At 44.0% G+C, this 2,108-nt stretch carries 2 protein-coding genes; one reads left to right on the forward strand and one right to left on the reverse strand.

Features of this window, described 5'->3' with window-relative positions:
- Positions 1-103: 103 nt before the first annotated feature.
- Positions 104-1,456: an ISNCY family transposase gene (locus APB76_RS18155; RefSeq protein ID WP_157633222.1), complete on the forward strand. Its 1,353-nt coding sequence runs from the start codon at positions 104-106 to the stop codon at positions 1,454-1,456.
- Here APB76_RS18155 and APB76_RS18160 read toward each other — a convergent pair.
- Entirely contained in the window at positions 1,453-1,971 is a 519-nt protein-coding gene (locus APB76_RS18160) for a hypothetical protein (RefSeq protein ID WP_054963689.1), read from the reverse strand. The genes APB76_RS18155 and APB76_RS18160 overlap by 4 nt on opposite strands.
- Positions 1,972-2,108 lie beyond the last annotated feature (137 nt).

The following is a 2,108-nucleotide window of genomic DNA, read 5'->3' on the forward strand; positions in this document are numbered from 1 at the left end:
TGTAGGCGCAATTTAGTAATGTCCGGTTTGAGCAATTTTAAAATGTCCTCTTATGCTTAATAAACACGCTGAGCTTTGAGGACCTCAACCGATGTTAATTCCCATGAGTGACCGAGACATTAATCGTTTTAAAGTACTGCAAGATGTTCGTGAGCGCCGCCTTCGTCAAATAGATGCAGCCGACATACTCAACATAAGCCCTCGACAAGTTCGGCGTTTATTGAGTCAGTTAAGCCTGTATGGGGCATCTTCTTTAGCCCATGGCTCACGTGGCCGACCGAGCAACCGACGTTATCCTGATGCTTTTCGTGCTGAAGTTCTGAACATCATACGATCTCAATACGCTGATTTTTCACCAACATTTGCTTGTGAGAAGCTGACAGAACAACACAACTTAGTCCTGTCTGTCGAGACACTACGTCAGTGGATGATCGCCGATGGTCTCTGGGTACCACATTCACAACGCCAGCCTCGTGTTTACCAACCTCGTTATCGTCGCGACTGTTTAGGTGAACTGATTCAGATTGATGGCTCACACCATGACTGGTTTGAAGGACGCAGCCCTAAGTGCTGTCTCTTGGTCTACATCGATGATGCGACGGGACGGTTGATGAACCTACGCTTCAGTGATACCGAATCTGCCTTTGATTACATGGTGGCCACACGGGAATACCTAGATCAACATGGTAAGCCTGTGGCTTTTTACAGCGATAAACACTCGATATTTCGAGTCAATCAAGAGCATCTCAAGAAAGTGGGATTAACCCAATTTGGTCGTATTCTCGATGAACTTGGGATTGAACTGATTTGTGCGAACAGCTCTCAAGCCAAGGGACGTGTTGAGCGAGCAAATAAGACGTTACAAGACCGATTAATCAAAGAGATGCGTCTACAAGGTATTAATACTATAGAAGAAGCCAACGCATGGCTGCCCTACTTTATCGAGGATTTTAACCGCCGCTTTGCGAAGCCCGCCAATTACCCTAAAGATCTTCATCGCCCTATTCGAGAAAGCCAAGATGAGCTTGATGATATTTTTGCTTGGCAGACCACGCGTAAACTCTCGAAGTCATTAACATTCCAATATGATAAAGTGCTTTATCTGATTGAAGAGACAGAAAAAAACAGCCGTCTTGTCAACGAAGTGGTTAAAATACTCGACTATCCTGATGGTCGAATTGCCGTCCAGTATGGCGAGAGAAAGCTAACTTTCAGAACCTTCGATAAGCTAGCCAAAGTGGAGCAAACTCAAGTCGTCGACAACAAACGACTGGGTAAAGTCCTCCAGTTTGCCCAAGAGAAGCAGGAAGAGTTTGATAAAGCCCAACTTAGGGAAAGAAGTAAAAGTTCGCCTAAACGGACGGCTCAGAAGCGCGCTATGGCTCAGTTAAGGGCGTTAAATCCCGTGTTGGCAGAGCCTGAAAAATTCGTGGCCAGTCACAAGAAAGGTGGTTAGTTATTTAGCTCATTGCCACAGTCTACAATGGCTTGCTGAACCATCTTTTTTACGAATTCGAAGAAGCGATGAGCGCCTCCTGCTTGAGGGTTGATGGTATTGGTATCAGTATCGTATCCCGATATCCTTTCAAATTCCGGGTGAGCGTTAATGAAAGCATTAAACTCTTTAGCGCAGCTTCTTGCTCTGCCATTAGGCGTGTGTGCTCCAGTATGTCGAATGTGAGCCCAAGCCTTAAACTCATCGAGGTAAGCCTGAGGAATCCATGCATAAAGCTTAGCTTGTTTTTTTGGGATAAACCCAGCCCCATCCAATATGGCATAGATGTATATGATATGGATAAACTCCGTTGCTTTATCCACCTTGTTCTGAATCTCTTGAGTAACTTCAGGTTTCCCATCGTAATAAACTGCATGAGATTTATTGTGTAGTCCATCAAATACATATTTTTCCGTACCAAGCCTATCCTGAAGGTCTATCAACGCTTTCAGATGTTTGTCAGTCATACCATTCATGATTTCTCTCCAAATGTTCCAATGCCCATGAATAGGATAGATTCTGCAACTGGACTCTTTCTAATTATTGAGTGTTATTTCATTAACAGGACATTTCTACTTTGCTGAAGACAGGACATTTTAAAATGGGATAGACA

It is taken from the genome of Vibrio bivalvicida (genome assembly GCF_001399455.2).
Taxonomy (GTDB): Bacteria; Pseudomonadota; Gammaproteobacteria; order Enterobacterales; family Vibrionaceae; genus Vibrio; species Vibrio bivalvicida.

What these genes read in the sequence shown, in the direction of transcription:
- APB76_RS18155 (WP_157633222.1), top strand. Translation starts at nt 104, where the DNA reads ATGAGTGACCGAGACATTAATCGTTTTAAAGTACTGCAAGATGTTCGT.
- APB76_RS18160 (WP_054963689.1), bottom strand. Translation starts at nt 1,971, where the DNA reads ATGAATGGTATGACTGACAAACATCTGAAAGCGTTGATAGACCTTCAG.